The organism is Zhongshania aquimaris (assembly GCF_019312595.1).
GTDB classification, from domain to species: Bacteria; Pseudomonadota; Gammaproteobacteria; order Pseudomonadales; family Spongiibacteraceae; genus Spongiibacter; species Spongiibacter aquimaris.
The window spans coordinates 99,725-117,017 of sequence record NZ_JAHWDQ010000002.1; the positions used below are offsets into that span (position 1 = coordinate 99,725).

The 17,293-nt window shown below is 50.0% G+C and carries 18 protein-coding genes; 13 read left to right on the forward strand and 5 right to left on the reverse strand.

Annotated elements, in window-relative coordinates; all coding sequences use genetic code 11:
- The first annotated feature begins 20 nt into the window (after window positions 1-20).
- The 9 genes from KXJ70_RS09225 (at window position 21) to KXJ70_RS09265 (ending at window position 8,721) form a co-directional block, all read left to right on the forward strand.
- A complete protein-coding gene (locus tag KXJ70_RS09225; protein ID WP_219043217.1) occupies window positions 21-599 on the forward strand; it encodes a TetR/AcrR family transcriptional regulator in 579 nt (192 codons plus the stop codon).
- Window positions 600-728: 129 nt separating this feature from the next.
- Complete coding sequence (locus KXJ70_RS09230) at window positions 729-1,814, forward strand: acyl-CoA dehydrogenase family protein (protein ID WP_219043218.1); 1,086 nt, start codon at window positions 729-731, stop codon at window positions 1,812-1,814.
- A 28-nt stretch (window positions 1,815-1,842) separates the two neighbouring features.
- Entirely contained in the window at window positions 1,843-3,069 is a 1,227-nt protein-coding gene (locus tag KXJ70_RS09235) for an acyl-CoA dehydrogenase family protein (RefSeq protein WP_219043219.1), read from the forward strand.
- Window positions 3,070-3,278: 209 nt separating this feature from the next.
- Window positions 3,279-3,458, forward strand: a complete 180-nt coding sequence (locus KXJ70_RS09240; protein ID WP_219043220.1) for a hypothetical protein — start codon at window positions 3,279-3,281, stop codon at window positions 3,456-3,458.
- Window positions 3,459-3,484: 26 nt separating this feature from the next.
- Window positions 3,485-4,150 (forward strand): GMP/IMP nucleotidase, encoded by a 666-nt coding sequence (gene yrfG / locus KXJ70_RS09245; RefSeq protein ID WP_219043221.1) that lies wholly within the window; start codon window positions 3,485-3,487, stop codon window positions 4,148-4,150.
- A 25-nt stretch (window positions 4,151-4,175) separates the two neighbouring features.
- Window positions 4,176-4,577, forward strand: a complete 402-nt coding sequence (locus KXJ70_RS09250; protein WP_219043222.1) for an RNA-binding S4 domain-containing protein — start codon at window positions 4,176-4,178, stop codon at window positions 4,575-4,577.
- 238 nt (window positions 4,578-4,815) lie between these two features.
- The gene (gene hslO / locus KXJ70_RS09255) at window positions 4,816-5,667 is read left to right on the forward strand and encodes an Hsp33 family molecular chaperone HslO (protein WP_219043223.1); all 852 of its coding nucleotides are present in this window, start codon (window positions 4,816-4,818) and stop codon (window positions 5,665-5,667) included.
- A gap of 69 nt (window positions 5,668-5,736) precedes the next feature.
- Window positions 5,737-7,389: a phosphoenolpyruvate carboxykinase gene (locus KXJ70_RS09260; protein ID WP_255558379.1), complete on the forward strand. Its 1,653-nt coding sequence runs from the start codon at window positions 5,737-5,739 to the stop codon at window positions 7,387-7,389.
- Between the two features lie 114 nt (window positions 7,390-7,503).
- A complete protein-coding gene (locus KXJ70_RS09265) occupies window positions 7,504-8,721 on the forward strand; it encodes a class I SAM-dependent methyltransferase (protein ID WP_219043225.1) in 1,218 nt (405 codons plus the stop codon).
- A 2-nt stretch (window positions 8,722-8,723) separates the two neighbouring features.
- Here the strand turns inward: KXJ70_RS09265 and KXJ70_RS09270 are convergent, their stop codons facing one another.
- The gene (locus tag KXJ70_RS09270) at window positions 8,724-9,524 is read right to left on the reverse strand and encodes an alpha/beta fold hydrolase (protein WP_219043226.1); all 801 of its coding nucleotides are present in this window, start codon (window positions 9,522-9,524) and stop codon (window positions 8,724-8,726) included.
- A gap of 315 nt (window positions 9,525-9,839) precedes the next feature.
- Here KXJ70_RS09270 and KXJ70_RS09275 point away from each other — a divergent pair, with 315 nt between their 5' ends.
- From KXJ70_RS09275 to KXJ70_RS09290, 4 genes are all read left to right on the forward strand, one after another.
- On the forward strand, window positions 9,840-10,304 hold the full coding sequence (locus tag KXJ70_RS09275; RefSeq protein WP_219043227.1) for a hypothetical protein: 465 nt from the start codon (window positions 9,840-9,842) through the stop codon (window positions 10,302-10,304).
- A gap of 180 nt (window positions 10,305-10,484) precedes the next feature.
- A complete protein-coding gene (locus tag KXJ70_RS09280) occupies window positions 10,485-10,982 on the forward strand; it encodes a phasin family protein (protein WP_219043228.1) in 498 nt (165 codons plus the stop codon).
- A 194-nt stretch (window positions 10,983-11,176) separates the two neighbouring features.
- A complete protein-coding gene (locus KXJ70_RS09285) occupies window positions 11,177-11,821 on the forward strand; it encodes a TetR/AcrR family transcriptional regulator (protein WP_219043229.1) in 645 nt (214 codons plus the stop codon).
- 77 nt (window positions 11,822-11,898) lie between these two features.
- Window positions 11,899-14,214: a Tex family protein gene (locus KXJ70_RS09290; RefSeq protein ID WP_219043230.1), complete on the forward strand. Its 2,316-nt coding sequence runs from the start codon at window positions 11,899-11,901 to the stop codon at window positions 14,212-14,214.
- Between the two features lie 47 nt (window positions 14,215-14,261).
- On the opposite strand, the gene KXJ70_RS09295 is transcribed toward KXJ70_RS09290, so the two are convergent.
- From KXJ70_RS09295 to KXJ70_RS09310, 4 genes are all read right to left on the reverse strand, one after another.
- Window positions 14,262-15,215, reverse strand: a complete 954-nt coding sequence (locus KXJ70_RS09295) for a PA2778 family cysteine peptidase (protein ID WP_219043231.1) — start codon at window positions 15,213-15,215, stop codon at window positions 14,262-14,264.
- Window positions 15,202-15,603 carry a PA2779 family protein gene (locus KXJ70_RS09300; protein WP_219043232.1) on the reverse strand — a complete coding sequence of 134 codons (402 nt, stop codon included), beginning with the start codon at window positions 15,601-15,603 and terminating at the stop codon, window positions 15,202-15,204. Before KXJ70_RS09300 ends, KXJ70_RS09295 begins: the two co-directional genes overlap by 14 nt.
- 73 nt (window positions 15,604-15,676) lie before the next feature.
- A complete protein-coding gene (locus KXJ70_RS09305) occupies window positions 15,677-16,234 on the reverse strand; it encodes a glycine zipper 2TM domain-containing protein (RefSeq protein ID WP_219043233.1) in 558 nt (185 codons plus the stop codon).
- A 117-nt stretch (window positions 16,235-16,351) separates the two neighbouring features.
- Complete coding sequence (locus KXJ70_RS09310; RefSeq protein ID WP_219043234.1) at window positions 16,352-17,116, reverse strand: adenosylcobinamide-GDP ribazoletransferase; 765 nt, start codon at window positions 17,114-17,116, stop codon at window positions 16,352-16,354.
- Window positions 17,117-17,293: the final 177 nt, after the last annotated feature.

A 17,293-nucleotide genomic window follows, 5' to 3' on the forward strand; every position in this document is an offset into this window, starting at 1 on the left:
AATTTAGCAAGGTGCAAAGGATGAAAACAAACAAACGCTGGGGAAACGGAGCCAGGGTAGATGATCTCGACACTGGTAAAAAAATCCTTCTCAAATCCGCCGTTGATTGTTTCATTACCAAAGGCATCAAATCCACGACGATAGAAGATGTAGCCAAAGTGGCGAACGTCACTCGTCGCACGGTATATCGCTATTTTAACGGCAAGTCGGACATCATTGCCGCGCTAATTGATATCGAGCGCGAACGCATGTTCGTCAAAATTTACGATATTGCCAAACTGTACGACAATAACTTCCCCTTAATGCTCGAAGAGTGCATATGGTTTGCGGCCAGCTATAAACCGCCTGAAGCTGGTAAATTGGATCTTGTTTCGGGTGCGAATGGCCCAGAAACCGCACCGCATATAGACACAGATGAGTCTGTTGAGCACTGGCGCGAGCTACTAAAAGAACCATTAGAAGCTTACAACGCGCGTAACAATCGTAGCGTAGATCTCGAAGACCTCATTCCAATTGTCGGTCGGCTGGTACTCTCCTATCGCCAATTGCCCTCTACGAAAGAACAATTCAAAGCCAGCCTCAAAGCACTAGCGCTTTAATCACAGCGGGCAATTTGCCCGCTGGCCCCATCCGGTATTCTCTTGGTCAATTTTGCTATTGTGCCTTATTAGCCAGCCGCCTAAGCTTCGGAGCATCGTAATTCCGCGTCAGATGCAAAGGGGCAAGCTATGAATTTCGACTTTTCTGACGACCAGAAAAATATCCAGGATCAAGCGCGATCAATGTTGGCTAAAGAGTGCAATAGCAGCGTTGTACGCCAAGTTATTGATACCAACAGCGGCTTTGATGAGGCCTTATGGCAGCAAATTATTGCCTTGGGCTGGCCAGCTATTAGTATCCCAGAGCAGCACGGCGGTCTCGGCCTCAGCTATCTCGAACTATGCGTTATCGCTACCGAATTGGGCCGCTCTCTGGCGCCGGTGCCGTTTATCGCCTCGGTGTATCTCGGCACCGAAATCATCAAAGCTGCAGCATCAGAGCAACAACAAGCTGAATGGCTACCAGAACTGGCAAGCGGAGAAGTGATTAGTACGGTGGCGATTGGCAGCGATAAGTCATCCTGCCGCGCAAGCAACGACACCCTCAATGGCAGTAAATCAGCGGTCTTACACGGTATGATTGCAAATCGCGCTATTGTCGCCGCTAGCGACGAGCAAGATGAACTGCAGTTATATCTGGTGGATTTACACCACAATAGTATTCAGTGTACAACTCAGAATAGCCTCGACCCAAGCTTGCCGCGTGCGGAGCTGGTTTTTAACAACACGCCCGCGATCAAGCTTAGCGGCACACTCTCTGCCAAAGCTGCGATAAGTCGTGTTTTCGACCGGGCGGCGGTCTTGCTGGCATTTGAACAAGTCGGTGGCTGCGAAGCCGCCATCGACATGGCCAAAGCCTACACCACCGATCGCTACGCCTTTGGTCGCCAAGTCGCCTCATTTCAGGCTATTAAACACAAGCTGGCCGATATGTTTGTGGCAAAAGAACTCGCCAAGTCCAATGCCTATTACGGCGCGTGGGCGCTGTCCGCCGATGCTCCAGAACTGGCTCTCGCCGCAGCAACAGCACGGGTTAGCGGCATAGACGCCTACTATCTTTGCAGCAAAGAAAACATACAGGCCCACGGCGGCATGGGCTTTACCTGGGAGTTCGACTGCCACCTTTACTACCGTCGCGCACAAGCGCTGTCGACCCTTTTAGGTGGCAATCCCTATTGGAAAAGCCTGCTTGTCGACCGACTTCTCGCCGCCTAAGCCGCCATAGTATTGCTGAGGAATAAGCATGGATTTTAAAGATTCACCTGAACAGGCCGCGTTTCGCGCCGAAATACGGAGCTGGTTACAAGCCAACGCCACCGCAAAATCTGCGGGTGGCGGACGCAAAGATCAATCCGACGCCTACGAAGATGCCAAAGCTTGGTATAAAAAAGTCGCCGATGCGGGCTACGCCTGCCTGAATTGGCCCAAACAATACGGCGGCGCTGGCCTCAGCGATATTCACAAAGTCATTTGGTCACAAGAAGTCGCAAACTACGCCGAACCCGATGGCTATTTTGTGATTGGTATCGGCAATTGCGGCCCCGCCATCATGCATTTCGCCACAGAGGAGCAGAAACAAACGCTGCTGCCACCCATGGCCAGCGCTGAAACGGTGTGGTGCCAAATGTTTTCTGAGCCCAGTGCAGGCTCAGATGTCGCCGGCTTGCGCACCAGCGCGATCGCTGACGGCGACAATTGGATAATTAACGGCCAAAAAATTTGGACATCCGGCGCGCAGCATTCCGACTACGGCGTAATACTTTGCCGCACCGACCCGACTATCTCTAAATATCGCGGTATGACCATGTTCTTTATCGACATGAACCAGCCCGGTGTTGAAGTTAAACCCATCAAACAGATGGACGGCGGCGCCCATTTCAATGAAGTATTTTTCAATAATGCCGTTATACCCGATGCCTATCGCTTGGGCGAGGTCGGCGGTGGCTGGGGCGCCGCGCTATTGGTGTTAATGAACGAACGATTAGCCATTGCTGGTGTTCAACCCGATGGATTCCCAGAGTTTTTACAATTAGTCAAAACCCTGCACATAGACGGCGAGCCAATCAGTGCTAACCCAGCGGTGCGCGAGCGTCTTGCCGAGTGGTACTACAAACACGCGGGAATAAAGGCATCGACAAACCGCATGCTAACCGCCGTTGCCAAAGGTGGAATGCCTGGCGCTGAAGCTGCATTAGGTAAGCTGGTGGGCGCGGTAATGAATCAAGATATTGCCGATTACGCGATACAGCTGCTAGGTGACGCCGGCGTTATTTGCGAGCCAAACATTGCCGAACAACAAGCACACTTCCAAAAAACCGTGCTGTTTTCCCCTGGCATACGTTTAGCAGGCGGTACCGATGAGGTTATGCGCAATGTCATTGCCGAACAGGTACTTGGCCTGCCGCAAGAGCCCCGCGCCGACAAAGGCCTCGCATTTAACGAAATACCCAGCGGAAATCAAAGCCGCTGAGGCCAAATACAGGCTTATCGCGATCCGATTGATATAAAGTGCCCAATCGGGTCGCACTGTGACACAGAAAAACTAGATCTTGTTCACAGTTTTCATACGCGGGTTCACTCAGTAAGTGCTTTTCCCTATACTTCAAACAGCTCCTCCCACGTACCTTGATCACTCGGTAAGCGATTTACCAGATCATTAAGTACATGAGGGCGTCAACAATGAATAACTCAGGCAAACAAGACAGCGCAATTTTCCATGAAATTCGTCGCAACTTAAGTGCTATCAGCCAATTTGGTAGTAACCGCGCAGAATGGTGGTTAAACGTCAACTATGCCGAAGTTATTGAAATGCGCGACGCGGTTAGCACGAAATTCAGACAGGTACGGGTTGTAAATTAATCCCGTGCCATTAACGATGGCACCCTATGATTGATTGGCACGCAATTGATACCGTCCTCCTCGATATGGATGGCACCCTGTTAGATCTGCACTACGACAACTTTTTTTGGACCCAACACCTACCCCGCCGTTACGCAGACATACACGGCGGCGACCCAGAAAAAATTAACGACCAGCTTATGAGCCGCATCATGGCGGAGAAAGGCTCACTTAACTGGTATTGCCTGGATTATTGGTCTGATCAGTTAAAACTCGACATTGTTGCGCTTAAACGTGAAGTTGCCCACCTCATCGCCCCGCACCCCAGTACCAATGAGTTTCTCCATGCACTAAAGGCCAGTCATTGCGACGTGTGGCTGGTTACGAATGCCCATCGCGGCAGCTTAGACCTAAAACTTGAACACACAGATTTGGGTGAGCATATATCCAAAATCATTAGCTCCCACGAACTCGGCATCCCAAAAGAAGACACGGAGTTTTGGCGCAAGCTACAACAACACTGGCATTTTGACCCCACTCGCAGTCTGCTCGTCGACGATACCGCCAGCGTTTTAGACTCCGCAGCCGCCTTTGGTATTCGCCACCTGCTTACCTTACGCCAACCAGATAGCAAGCAAGCCGTGCGGGATTCACTCACCTATCCAGCGGTGTTAAGCTTTGCCGAAGTTTTACCCATTACTCGTCAATCTTGATGACGACGACCAAATTAGCAATGCTATGAATAAAACACCCCAAAGTGGAATTCGCATCGATAAATGGCTGTGGGCGGCGCGCTTTTTTAAAACCCGCAGCTTGGCGAAACAAGCTATTGAGGGTGGTAAAGTCCAATACAATGGCGACCGCTGTAAAGTGAGTAAAGAAGTGCAGGTGGGTACCCAACTTACCATTCGCGTTGGCTTCGACACCAAAGTCGTCGACATTATTGCCCTGTCAGACCAGCGCCGCGGTGCACCAGAAGCGGCGCTCTTATACACTGAAACAGCAGAGAGTATCGCCGCCCGGGAGCAAGACGCAGCAGACCGCAAGGCACTGGGCAGCGCCTTCGCACATCCCGAGCGCCCGAATAAAAAGCAGCGCCGGCAAATTCATCGCTTTCAGCGTATAACTGACGAAACCTAGCAAATTGCCGAGTGTTTTGATCCTATTGCCCGGACATCGCTAAGGCGGCTCTCTCAATTTGCTCAATAGCCGTCCGTACTCAGCGTAGGTGAAGATCCTTTTTGCAGCCCACCTGCTGCAAACCTAGTTATTGTCTAGTGAACTTCAAGCACGCCTCTTATTTCTCGCTGAGCAAAGATAAATTACGCTAGAAGCCGTATAATTCCGCCTTTATTAAGTCACCAAAGTCCGTATTCCTATGAGCGACAGCATCAACCGTTTTATTTTCGACAATACCGATGTCCGCGGAGAACACGTTCGTTTGGAAAAAAGCTATCAAGAAATTCTCACTATCCATCACTACCCACCTGGCGTGGCCAATTTGCTAGGCGAATTTCTTGCTGCGGCCAGCTTGCTGAGTGCAACCATTAAATTCGAGGGTTCCCTCATTCTGCAAGTTCGCGGTGACGGTGAAATTCCGCTGATTATGGCTGAGGCCAATTCCGAGCGCGAACTCAGGGCCATCGCCCACGACGCAAATCAGGCAATGAATCTCGACTTTAAAAGTTTAATCGGCAATGGCCAGCTCGCGATGACCATTGAGCCGAAACATGGCAAGCGCTACCAAGGGATCGTTAGCCTGGCCGGCGACAGCCTTGCGCATTGCTTAGAAGCCTATTTCGAACAAAGCGAGCAACTTTCCACCCGCATTTGGCTTTGCGCTGACGCAAATAGCGCCGCCGGTCTTATGCTGCAAGAACTACCCAGCAAATCCCCAGACAAAGACCGCTGGCAACACCTCGTTACCATTGCCGATACCGTAAAAGACGAAGAACTACTCACCCTAAATGCCGACACCTTGCTTTACCGTCTCTACCATCAAGACGCCGTGCGCTTATTCGACGCCAAACCATTGATCGCGCGCTGTCAGTGCAGCCGCGAACGGGTCGAAAAGGCGCTGATATCTATTGGTCAGGCGGAATTGAACGACATTATTCAAGAACAAGGGCAAATCGAAACCAACTGTGAGTTCTGCAATCGCTTATATCAATTTAGCCCGACAGACATCGCTGCCATGTTCGATCAAAACATCCCCATAACGCGGCACTAAATCCGCAAAAATACCCAAACGCAGATTTATGTGATCAAAGGTTAGCGCTGCTATGGGTTTTTTGTAATAATGGCGCCCCAAATTACCAGCCATCATGGGGGTTCTCCTTGCTCTCCGACCCCGCTGCTAGACCCAGGCTGCTCTCAGGATTACGTGACAGGAAAACAGAGAATGAGTGCTGAAACGACGATTTACAAAGATTTAAGCCCCGCGCAATTGATTGAGCAGGCCCTCAGCCGTGGCGAAGGCCAATTAGCTGATACCGGCGCGCTAGTTGTGACTACCGGAAAACGCACCGGCCGCTCTCCCGGCGATCGCTATATTGTTCAAGAGCCATCTACCTCTGACTCAATCGATTGGACAAGCGTAAACCGTCCCTTCGACGCAGCAAAATTTGACGCTCTTTGGGATCGCGTAGAAGACTACCTCGCAGACCACGACAGCTTTGTTTCTAATCTCCATGTTGGCGCTCACGAAGATCACTACATTCCCGTTGTTGTGAACACCCAAACCGCATGGCAAGGCCTGTTTGGCCGCAATATGTTTGTGCGCCCCAGCAAGTACAACCCAAAAGGCAAGGAAGAGTGGACTATCCTCAACTGCGCCGGTTTTGTTTGCGATCCAGCTCGCGACGGCACCAACTCTGACGGCTGTGTCATTATTAACTTTGCACAGCGCAAAGTGTTACTCGCCGGTATGCGCTACGCAGGCGAAATGAAAAAAGCGATGTTCTCTGTTCAGAACTTCCTGCTGCCAGAAAAAGACGTTATGCCAATGCACTGCTCTGCAAACGTAGATGAGCAAGGCAACACCACCCTATTCTTTGGTTTGTCTGGCACGGGTAAGACCACTCTGTCAGCGGATCCAAGCTGCTACTTAATCGGCGATGACGAGCACGGCTGGGCGAAAGGCTCGGTGTTCAATATCGAAGGTGGCTGCTACGCAAAAACGATCAACCTAAGCCAGAAAAACGAGCCCATTATTTGGGACGCGATCCGCTTTGGTTCTATTGTAGAGAATGTGGTGATTGGCGAGCAAAGCCGCCACGCTGACTACGACGATACCAGCCTGACCGAAAACGGCCGCTGCTGCTATCCGCTAGAGAACGTTGAGAAACGTGTTATCGAAAACGCCGCTGGCGAACCGAAAACCGTTATCTTCTTAACCTGTGATGTGTCAGGTGTTATCCCACCTATTTCCATTCTGTCTAAAGAAGCTGCCGCATTCCACTTCCTAAGTGGCTATACCGCACGTGTTGGCTCAACCGAACTAGGCGCAGAAGCTGGTATTCACCCGACCTTCTCTACCTGCTTCGGCGCGCCGTTTATGCCTCGCGCAGCTGGCGAATACGCTGAATTGCTGATGAAGCGCATTGACGACTTCGACTCGCAAGTTTACTTAATCAATACTGGCTGGACTGGTGGTTCAGGCGCCGCTGGCGGCACTGGCTCACGCTTCCCAATTCCAGTCACTCGCGCTGTGGTTGCGGCGGCCCAGAATGGTTTGCTGATCGGTGCTGAAACCGAAACCTTAGAAGCCTTGAACTTGACGATTCCCAAGTCAATTCCAGGTGTCGACGAAAAATACATTAACCCGCGCAAAGCGTGGGGCGATGTCGATGCCTATGACACCGAGGCCAGCAAATTGGCTAAGTTGTTCCAGGAGAACATCAAGAAGTTTGATGTTTCTGACGCTATCGTTGCCGCAGGCCCTAAAGGCTGAGCAATAAGGTAAGCATATTAAGGGCAGCCAGGCTGCCCTTTTTTTCGTCCCAATAATCTGTACCGTCTTTACTCTATACTGTCAGCAACTAATTCACACCGAACCGAAGCGCTTATGTCTGCAGCTAACCAGCCTGAACAAATACAATATTTCTTGGATCAATATCAGCAGGCATTTACCGACAATACCCTGCAACGCGTAGTGCTCTCGAAATACCAAGGCGACGAGGCAGACTTAAATCGCGTTACCATTCGACCGGTTTTACTAAAGAACGCTGTCGCGCTGTCGTTTTTATACGAATATCAAACACGACACGTAACCAAAAATCTAAGCCTCAATGAGTCACTGGCTTTGCTAACACAAGAGCTGTCTACGCATTACAAAAACGCCCACATGGTAAGTGACACCAAGGAAATTCAACTGCGATTCAGTAAAAAAGGAAAGGCGCTAATTAACGAACACCGTGTAATAGGCGCAAAGACTGAACTCGCACAGCCCGACCTTAGTCAAAACCTAGCGCACAACCGCGAGAAACACCGCTTTGTGAAACAGGATCGTCCCTATTTAGCAGCGCTCGGCGTGACAGATGCGCGGGGCCAAATTATTCCCGCCATGTCACGCAAGTGGAAGCAAATAAATAAATTTATCGAGGTACTGTCCGGCGCGATTGAAAACACAGGGCTGGTCGAGCGGCAAGAAATTCATATAGCAGACTTTGGCTCAGGTAAGGCCTACCTGACCTTCGCCGTACACGACTACCTATGTGACACATTGACGGTTAAACCCCAAGTCACTGGCGTCGAGCTTAGGCAGGGCTTAGTCGATTTATGCAATCAAACCGCCGCCAAATTAGCCTTGCAGGGAATCAAGTTTGAGCAGGGGGATGTTCAGCATTTCGCGGCGCAAAATATCAATATTATGATCGCGCTGCACGCCTGTGATACCGCCACCGACTACGCTATCAATATGGGCATTCGCAGTAACGCCGACATTATTATGTGCTCGCCATGCTGCCACAAACAAATTCGCCCTCAGCTAAAAAGTCCGTCGATACTGGCGCCCTTGCTGCAACATGGCATTCACCTTGGGCAAGAAGCAGAAATGCTAACCGATGGCCTGCGGGCCCTATTGTTAGAAGCACATGATTACGACACGCAGGTTTTTGAGTTTATTTCACTGGAACACACTAACAAGAATAAGATGATTTTGGCGCAAAAACGCAAAGTACCGCGCGACAATAGCGCGATACTGACACAAATTGCCGACTTAAAACGCTTCTATGGCGTTAAAGAACACTGCCTAGAAGAGCTCCTTAACCAGCAGGTCGATTAACGCTACACCGCTGCCAAAGTAGGAGTACGGCCATACACTCGCCCGCGCAAACCGCTCAAATCAAAGGGCCGCCACTGACCTTCGCGCTGGGCCAAGCGATCGGCGATAGCGTACATCACCGCCAAATTATGCGTTAATCCAACATGGCTTCCCGGCACCCGTAAATTCTCGGTTTGCGCACTCAGGGTTTTATCGACGCACAAATTCCAATCTACAATACCGTCTCCCTCACTGTAGATCGCCGTTGATGGCACACTCGGCGTATTACGCCAGCAGTCCCCCCATTCCAACATAGGATCCGTCATCGCACCGGGATTTAACATCTCATATAGTTTTAAAACAGGGCCAGTAACGCCGCTCATATCAGGAATATGGATAGGCGAGCCCAAGGTGATTACCTGTCTAATAATATCTGGATTTTTGTTCGCCAAGGTTCGCGCATAGACACCGCCCAAACTCCAGCCCACTAGACTGACCTTTCGACAGTAACGAGCGGCCAAGTCTTTTACATGGCGCTCAAAATCAAGGTATACCTGCTCGCGCAAACCCGTGTTTCGACCTTGCTCCCAGCCATAAGCTGCAAACCCCGACCGTCGTAAAAACGCCCTCATAGCCGCGGTACCACCGTCGCCAGTCATAAACGACGGCGCGACAACGATCGGATGGCCATCACCGCACTTAATACTATCTAAGCGAGAGCGAAAAGACGCCATCGCCAACATTTCGAAGATAACCCGCAATTCTTTTGCGGTACTTAAAAAACTCGGCGCTCGAACACCGGCAACGCTATTCTTATTATCCATCTTATCCCCTTAGCCTACCTTAACCACGCTGGCGCTAACTGGCAGCACAGGCGTAAGCTGCTAGAGCTCTGGCTTACAAATAGTGACAGTTATATAACCGTAATATTGCCAACAGTGCAATCGTCAATTACCGAGTAAATACAATAGCGAAGGGTTCATCATCAGCTGAATAAGGGAAATCACGGAGCGAACTTAATTATTAGTATGCGATTTCTAATTTTAATCCGTAGTCTTGGCTCCAATCAGCGAGTTTATGTCGTTCTCGGCTGAACCGGGTTAAACAAAACCCCCTAATTTTTGGATGAGGACATCAGTATGACCGAAGCAAGTAAAATCGAAAAAGCCAACGCCTTAGCGAAAGATGTATTTTTAGCTAATCTTGGTTTGGCAGGCAAAATTTTTGAACAAAGCCAAGATCTGCTGAAGCAAACTGAAGCCAAGCTTAAAGAAACTGAAAGCAAATGCAAAGACGCTTACAGCAAGCGCAACGAATTCTTTGACAGTCTGGTCGCCCGCGGCGAAAAAGTTCAGAACGACACCATTGCCAAGTTCGAAGAAGGCAAAACTGAACTAAGCAGCAAGATTGAAAGCAACAAATCACAAGCAGTGGCTAAGTTTAAAGACACCAAAGCACAGGCTATCGCCAAGTTTGAAGAACTGAAAAGCGAAAGCAACGCAGCTGTTGAAGGTCAAATGAAAACCCTGCGTGAAAGCTTTGACAAAGTTAAAAGCAAAGTATCTCGCAACAGCGATGAAGTGGTTGAAACCGTAGCATCGTAAGCATTCGATACCTATTTTCGGGTATCAAATCCTAGGTCTGTATCTCACCTATGCTTTTGCACGATGCGCCGCTTGGCCATCGTGCTTTTTTCATACCTGAGCGCAGAACAAGTTTCAGTTGGTATGTTACTTAAAGCATACGCCACTTAATTTAGTAAACCGTTTGCAATGGAGAAAACCATGAGCAAAGAAAGTAAAAAAAGCCTGCAAGATCTTAAAGACGTAACAAATCAAGCTAGCGAATTAGCGAAAAGCATTTGGCTCGCCGGGCTTGGCGCCTATGGCCGCGCCTACGACGAAGCCCATGATCGCTATGAAAAGGCGAGCAAAGAAACTCCACGCCTATTCACCGACTTAGTTGACAAAGGCTCTCGCCTTGAAAGCCAGGCCCGTGAAAAACTCGGTGAAGTAACTAGCATTGGCAAAACAATTTCGATTGAAGAGCGCATTAGTAAAATGCGTGCCAGTCTTGGCTTCGGTCATACTGCCAGCGTAGATGACGTAGAGCGCTTAGAGAAAAAGCTAGACGCTTTAAGCAAGAAAGTAGACGCACTTGCCAAAGCGAATAAACCAGCTGCCGCCAAAGCGCCTGCCAAGAAAGCTGCTGCACCTGCTGCCAAAGCCGCAGCGCCTAAAGCAAAAGCTGCTCGCAAGGCACCTGCCAAGAAAGCCGTTTAACGCTGATTAGCTAGATCGTCCAAGCAACGGTCAGCAAAAAGCATATAAGAGCCTGCTTCCTAGTCAAATAGGTTGCGGGCTATTTTTTCGCCTTGTGGTTTTTCGCAAAAAATTCCAACCACAAGCTTAGCCCTAGACACCACCATCGCTTCATGGCACCTTGTGGCCTCGCTCACAAGAATATCGATGTACCAATGAAAACCCGCGACAAAATATTATTACGCAGCCTAAGTCTGTTTAACGCGGAAGGCGAACCACACGTCACAACCGTCGACATTGCCAATGAACTCAATATTAGTCCCGGTAACCTCTATTATCATTTCCACGGCAAAGAAGAAATTATTCAAGAATTATTCGCCGCATTTGAAATTGAGTTAATTGATATTTTAACCGCGCCAATTGAGAAAACATTGGGAGCAAAAGACGCTTGGTTTTATTTGTATATCGTTTTTGAGCACATCTTCAACCATCGCTATTTGTACCGCAATCTCAATGATATTCTTCAGCGCTATCCTCAAATTGCTAAAAAATTCTCTAAACTGTTAGAGCTAAAAGTGCAGGCCGTTCGCGCAGTTGCTTTGGAGTTGCGGTCGCAAAACTTTATCGACGTCGATGACATACTACTAGAGCGACTTTGCGACAATGTCGCCATGTCGCTGACCTTCTGGCTCAATTACAACCAACTCCGTGAGCGTAACACCAGCAATGAATTATTAATTCACCAGGGAGTATTTCAGGTGATGTCGCTGGTGTCTCAGCACCTACGACCGGAGTTTCGCTACTTTTACGATGAATGCTGCGCGCTATTCGAGGCTCTCGCAATTTCCGACCCAGCTTAAATTAAGCTGTCAAGGCTCGCGCCCGCCCCCTAGATTTTGCATAATGTCCGGCTTCTAAAACCAGACTAAGCAGACCTATGAATTCCATTCCCAGCCGTATAGCCCAAGAACTGGGCGTCAAAGAAGCGCAAGTCAGCGCTGCCGTTGCCTTGCTCGACGAAGGCGCTACCGTTCCGTTTATTTCTCGCTATCGTAAAGAAGTCACCGGTGGACTCGATGACACTCAAATGCGAGACTTAGAAACACGGCTTGGCTACCTGCGGGAACTGGAAGATCGTCGCACCAGCATACTCAATAGCATTAAAGAACAGGAAAAATTAACCCCGGAACTTGAAAGGGACATTCTCACCGCAGACACCAAAAACCGCCTCGAAGACCTCTACCTGCCCTACAAACCAAAGCGTCGCACCAAGGGTCAAATTGCAATCGAAGCGGGCCTGCTGCCGCTGGCAGACACCTTGTTCGACAATCCAAACCAAGACCCCGCAACACTTGCCCTGGAATATATCAATGCGGAACTAGGTGTCGCAGATGTGAAGGCGGCCTTGGACGGCGCCAAATATATTCTTATGGAACGCCTCAGCGAAAATGCCGACCTGCTCGCCAAGCTGCGCAACTTCCTGTGGGAAGAAGGACTGCTTTGCAGTACGGTAATGACAGGCAAAGAATCGGAAGGTGAGAAATTCCGCGACTACTTCGCTCACAGCGAAGCCTTGAAAACGACCCCCTCACACCGCGCTTTAGCCATGTTCCGCGGTCGCAACGAAGGTATTCTCAGCCTAGCCATAAAATTTAACGAAGAAGAAGGCAGTGTTCACCCCTGCGAAATCATGGTCGCCAAGCATTGGAACGTCGTTGATGAAGGTCGCGCCGCGGATAGCTGGCTAAAAGAAGTGATTCGCTGGACCTGGCGCATAAAGCTTTACACCCATTTAGAAACAGACTTATTGGGGCAGCTGCGTGAGCTGGCCGACACCGCCGCGATTGACGTGTTTGCGCAAAACTTAAAGGACTTACTGCTGGCAGCGCCCGCCGGGCAGCGCGCGACTATCGGCCTCGATCCCGGTTTACGAACCGGTGTAAAAGTGGCCGCAATCGACGCCACTGGCAAAGTACTGGACCACTGCGCGATTTACCCCACCCCACCGCAAAACAAAATTGCAGAATCGGCTGCCATCCTGCTTGCCATGATTAAAACCCACAATGTTGAACTCATCGCGATTGGTAACGGCACAGCAAGTCGTGAAACAGAGCGCTTTGTTAAAGATTTACTTTCGGCACACCCAGAACTAGGCTGCACCAGCGTAATGGTTAACGAGTCTGGCGCGTCTATTTATTCTGCATCCGAATACGCTGCCCGTGAATTTCCAAACCTCGACGTGACTATTCGCGGGGCAATTTCTATCGCTCGCCGCCTGCAGGACCCCTTGGCTGAACTAGTGAAAATCGATCCGAAATCCATTGGCGTCGGCCAATACCAGCACGATGTTTCACAAACTGCCTTGTCTCGCACCCTAGAAACGGTGGTGGAAGACTGTGTAAACGCCGTAGGTGTAGACGTAAACACCGCCTCTCCGGCTTTGCTGGCCCGTGTATCTGGCCTGAACCAAAGTATCTCGGCCAATATCGTTGAATACCGAGACCAACACGGCGCATTTAAAAACCGCGCGCAATTAATGGAAGTCAGCCGATTTGGCGCCAAAACCTTTGAGCAAGCTGCAGGGTTTTTACGGGTAATGGGCGGTGATAATCCTCTAGACGGCTCAGCAGTGCATCCCGAGTCCTATAGCGTCGTTGAAAAGATCGTGAAGCGTTGCGGTCGCGCTGTGAATGATGTGCTCGGTGACAGTAGCTTCCTCAAAACCGTCAAACCTAGCGAATACGCCGACGAGCGCTTCGGTATTCCCACCATTACCGACATCATCGCCGAGTTGGACAAGCCCGGCCGCGATCCGCGACCCGATTTTAAAACGGCAAGCTTCAAAGACGGCATCGAAAAGATCTCCGATCTTGAGCCTGACATGATTCTGGAAGGAGTCGTGACCAACGTCACCAACTTCGGTGCATTTGTTGATATTGGCGTGCATCAGGACGGTTTGGTTCACATTTCGGCACTGGCAAATCAATTTGTGAAAGATCCACGCACCGTCGTCAAAGCCGGTGATATTGTCAAAGTAAAGGTCATGGAAGTAGACGCGCAGCGCAAGCGAATTGCGTTGTCCATGCGTTTAGATGACAAGGCTAGCGAGCAGGAGTCGAGCAATAGTGGTGGCGAGCGTCGCGGAAGCCGCAGGTCGCCTGCCGCGCCGAAGCAAGCACCACAAAAAGAAGTGAATTCAACAATGGCAGCGCTATTCGCTCAAGCGAAGCAAAACAAAAGCGGTCGTCTTTGAACTAAACGGGGCGGTATCACCGCCCCGTTTCCTCTCCCTCAGCCACATCAATGACTGGGTAAAAGCACCCCAGCACACTGCTGATTTTTGCTTTCATTGCTCGTCATAATTTCCTTGCGGCTCTGCTGAAAGGCTGGATTGTTGTCAGCAAGTTTTACCGCTTGATCAATAGCTAATACCGCGTCACCGCCGCAATTATTTTCAAGCAGTGCAAAGGCATAGTTATTCCACAGCGCGGGATCGTCAGAGTTGGTCTGCAGCAACTGGCCAAACAAATCCACCGCGAGACTAGCGTCGCCCTGCATGAGAGCAGCGTTAGCCAAGGCGGTGAGCACCGGTTTGGAATTTGGCCACTGCTCCGCCGCCAGCGCGTAAAAAGCCATGGCCAATTCAACATCGCCCACCTGCTCAAACTCATACGCTGTCGCAATGTATTGCGTCGCTTTAGCTGTTGCAGGCAAGCGCTGGCTGTCAACGAGGACTCTCGCCCAGTGATCCGTGCGCGCCCAGGTCGCCATAAATGTGGCAAATGATAAGCGATAATTTTGATGGGTGCCGGAATGCAAAATTAGCTCTTCCGTCATTAAGTCATAGCCAACAGCAACCGCGTAATGCCACTGTGGCCACCAAGCAAAGCCGAGATTTTGGAATACCAATACCGGATTGCCCGCGTCTATTTCGGTGAGTACCGCAGACAAATTCTTAGCTAAAGGATAGGGAAGCAAACCAAGCCGTCGTGACGAGGCCTGCATTTCAATCGCCAAGGAGCCTTTCTTTCCTGGAATAAATAGCTGCTTCGCTAAGGATTGCTGATCAGTATTGATATGCCAAAAGCGCGCAATTTCAGTAAGCGCGGCCGGCCCGCAATAGAAGTCTTGCTGAGCAACAAACGGCACTGCCAACAATCGCTGCTTGGCGAGTGAGCTGACGTTGTCATTTAATGGAATGGATGAGCATGCCTGCAACAGCAGGCATGCGAGGAGAATACTAGTTAGCCGCATTCACAAACGGGAATATGTCAGTGATACCTAGAATATCAGTAATGAAGAAAATCAAGACGATCAAGGCCAATAAACCAACCGCGCCTGCACCGGCAGGCAATTGATCCATTTTTTCTTGCAGCATGGCCAATTCAGTCGGGGTCAGCGAATCAATTCGCGCCTCAACGTCCGCTGGCGATACACCTAATTCTACTAAGCGTTCACGCACATTCTCCTGTGCAAGTGCCGCTTTCATCTCTGCGCGATTCGTATCAATTGCGTACTCCGCCACCATACGATCCGTGCTAATTACCCCAGCAGATGCGGTCGTTGCCATCACGCCAGTCCAGACCATGAACCCGCTCATCACAATCGCCGTGGTGTTACGTTTAAATGTTGTCCTAGCCATAATTTATTTCCTTTATCCAATGGTTTACCGAATGACCGCCATTTGCGGTCATATTTTTATTCGCTTGCCACGCTTAAAATTGCTGAGTTTCTGGCTTGTTTAACACTAGCTGACCGTCATCCTGAACAGGAATAGTTGCGCCTGGTTCATGATCCATAACAACCGTGCCAGTCTCGCCATTCAGCGAGTACGTTACGCTGTATCCAGTTACCCGCTGTTGAGGGTCTTTAACCGTGTTGCATCGGCGTTCAGTGGTGGTATACACGTCGTTCTGCTGCATGTTGCCCTGAACCTTGTTACCGGCATAGCCGCCAGCCGCGGCGCCCGCAACAGTGGCAAGCTTTTTGCCGTTACCGCCACCAACTTGTTTGCCGATTACACCGCCGATTACTGCGCCGATAATGGTACCGGTGACTTTGTTTTGATCCTTCACTTCAGCTTGGTGCTGCACAACTTCGTCATAGCACTCTTCACGATTTGTGTAGTACGTTTCCGTCACTGGCTTAGAGGAAATAACCTCTGCAAAACTAGGTGTTTTGTTTTCAACATAGCTGTTGTAACCAGCGTAACTACCTGCAGCCGTAACCGCCACTGCACCAAATATTCCGCCAATCAATAAGTTCGTATTCATGTCACTGCCCCCAATTCCTGTTTAACAGGATTTTATATCCTTGTTTCACTATGACCGGCTAATTCAGTCAGAGTGCCGAGAAAAATAGTGCAGTATTCACACTTAAAACCGCTGAACTCATAGTAAAAACGCCAAATACACAACAATTTCAGCGATTTGCTGCGCTGCGCCCAGAGCATCCCCGGTATATCCACCAATGCGGCGACGCAGATAAGCGGCGTAGCCAAACCGAAATATCAGCAAAGCGAGAAACATCGGCATCAGCGCCGGCAAATCGGAAAAACTAAGCAGTGCTAATATCGGCAACCCGGCCCACAGCCAATGAGATAGCGGCATGGCAGTCGCCAGCGGCTTAGACTTACCATCGCCGCGGACATAGTCCAGATCCAGCAGATAAGACACTGACAGCCAACGACTTACAATATGCGCCCAAAACAAGGCACTAAGCAATGCTAGCGTTGAAGGCAAAGCGAACAGGGCCGACGCTTTTAAGCCCAGCACCATGATCAGACCAACGCTGCCATAGCTACCAATGCGCGAATCCTTCATGATTCGCAACACATCATCTGGGCGCCAACCGCCGCCAAAACCATCACAACTATCGGCAAAGCCATCCTCATGAAACGCGCCGGTCACCAAGATCGACGCCACCATAGACAGTAATACCGCTATCAACACATTATCGAAAAGAGCCGACGCTAGCATAAAGCTCAGCGCCGAGATCGCCGCTACCAAGGCGCCGACCAGTGGAAAATAGCGCGATGCACCATTGAGCTTTTCATCGCTAAAGTCGGGATCAGCCGGCACCGGTATACGGGTTAAAAAGCCGACCGCGAGCAGAAAAATCTGCCATTCACGCAGTATTTGATGACGTTCTATCACTGACAAGTCCACCTATCCCAAAAATTGTGCCCGGCAATACCGAACCATTACATTTAACGTCGTCTAAGAAACCGCTCCACATACTAAGCGACGCTAGTCATGCATTACCAGACTTGCCTCGCTCTGCTAAACTAGACGTTCTTCACACCATTTTGCTAAACATTAAAAAGGTTTCCA

Excerpts from the sequence above, each read along its gene's own strand:
- KXJ70_RS09225 (WP_219043217.1), top strand. The coding sequence starts at position 21 with ATGAAAACAAACAAACGCTGGGGAAACGGAGCCAGGGTAGATGATCTC.
- KXJ70_RS09230 (WP_219043218.1), top strand. The coding sequence starts at position 729 with ATGAATTTCGACTTTTCTGACGACCAGAAAAATATCCAGGATCAAGCG.
- KXJ70_RS09235 (WP_219043219.1), top strand. The coding sequence starts at position 1,843 with ATGGATTTTAAAGATTCACCTGAACAGGCCGCGTTTCGCGCCGAAATA.
- KXJ70_RS09240 (WP_219043220.1), top strand. The coding sequence starts at position 3,279 with ATGAATAACTCAGGCAAACAAGACAGCGCAATTTTCCATGAAATTCGT.
- yrfG (WP_219043221.1), top strand. The coding sequence starts at position 3,485 with ATGATTGATTGGCACGCAATTGATACCGTCCTCCTCGATATGGATGGC.
- KXJ70_RS09250 (WP_219043222.1), top strand. The coding sequence starts at position 4,176 with ATGAATAAAACACCCCAAAGTGGAATTCGCATCGATAAATGGCTGTGG.
- hslO (WP_219043223.1), top strand. The coding sequence starts at position 4,816 with ATGAGCGACAGCATCAACCGTTTTATTTTCGACAATACCGATGTCCGC.
- KXJ70_RS09260 (WP_255558379.1), top strand. The coding sequence starts at position 5,737 with ATGGCGCCCCAAATTACCAGCCATCATGGGGGTTCTCCTTGCTCTCCG.
- KXJ70_RS09265 (WP_219043225.1), top strand. The coding sequence starts at position 7,504 with ATGTCTGCAGCTAACCAGCCTGAACAAATACAATATTTCTTGGATCAA.
- KXJ70_RS09270 (WP_219043226.1), bottom strand. The coding sequence starts at position 9,524 with ATGGATAATAAGAATAGCGTTGCCGGTGTTCGAGCGCCGAGTTTTTTA.
- KXJ70_RS09275 (WP_219043227.1), top strand. The coding sequence starts at position 9,840 with ATGACCGAAGCAAGTAAAATCGAAAAAGCCAACGCCTTAGCGAAAGAT.
- KXJ70_RS09280 (WP_219043228.1), top strand. The coding sequence starts at position 10,485 with ATGAGCAAAGAAAGTAAAAAAAGCCTGCAAGATCTTAAAGACGTAACA.
- KXJ70_RS09285 (WP_219043229.1), top strand. The coding sequence starts at position 11,177 with ATGAAAACCCGCGACAAAATATTATTACGCAGCCTAAGTCTGTTTAAC.
- KXJ70_RS09290 (WP_219043230.1), top strand. The coding sequence starts at position 11,899 with ATGAATTCCATTCCCAGCCGTATAGCCCAAGAACTGGGCGTCAAAGAA.
- KXJ70_RS09295 (WP_219043231.1), bottom strand. The coding sequence starts at position 15,215 with ATGCGGCTAACTAGTATTCTCCTCGCATGCCTGCTGTTGCAGGCATGC.
- KXJ70_RS09300 (WP_219043232.1), bottom strand. The coding sequence starts at position 15,603 with ATGGCTAGGACAACATTTAAACGTAACACCACGGCGATTGTGATGAGC.
- KXJ70_RS09305 (WP_219043233.1), bottom strand. The coding sequence starts at position 16,234 with ATGAATACGAACTTATTGATTGGCGGAATATTTGGTGCAGTGGCGGTT.